This window comes from Neisseria sp. P0021.S007 (genome assembly GCF_051956855.1).
This window is the reverse complement of sequence record NZ_JBQCXA010001600.1, coordinates 1-456: the sequence shown is the minus strand read 5'-3', so window position 1 is coordinate 456 and position 456 is coordinate 1. Positions and strand designations below refer to the sequence as shown.

1 protein-coding gene is annotated in these 456 nt (G+C 41.2%); it reads left to right on the top strand.

What is annotated here, in order from left to right; translation table 11 throughout:
• The first annotated feature begins 22 nt into the window (after positions 1–22).
• On the top strand, positions 23–406 hold the full coding sequence (locus ACTHUR_RS20475) for a diacylglycerol kinase (protein ID WP_070461422.1): 384 nt from the start codon (positions 23–25) through the stop codon (positions 404–406).
• Positions 407–456 lie beyond the last annotated feature (50 nt).

The window sequence follows — 456 nt, the reverse complement described above, 5'->3', positions numbered from 1 at the left end:
GCATTCTAATGTTGAGTATATGATGAAACCATCTTCCTATGCTTCTGAGAAAAAAGGCAAAAGCGGCATCAAGCGCATTATCAACGCGTTTGGTTATTCCAAAGACGGACTGGCTGCCGCGTATCGTTATGAAAGCGCATTTCGCCAAGTTTTTTGGTTGAACCTGATTTTAATTGTCTTGGCGTTGTTTCTTGATTTCGGCTCGGTCACCAAAATGGTGCTTGTTGTCGCATCGTTTATTTCATTGATTACCGAATTGTTTAATACCGCCGTCGAGGCAGCCGTTGACCATACCTCTACTGAAAAACACGAGCTGGCCAAGCGTGCCAAAGATGCCGGTTCGGCCACGCAACTGATGGCTTTGTTCATGTTATTTATTGTTTGGATTATTGCATTAACTGCTTAAAAATGTGGTAATATGGTAATTCGTTAGGATTAGATAGTATTAATTAATCT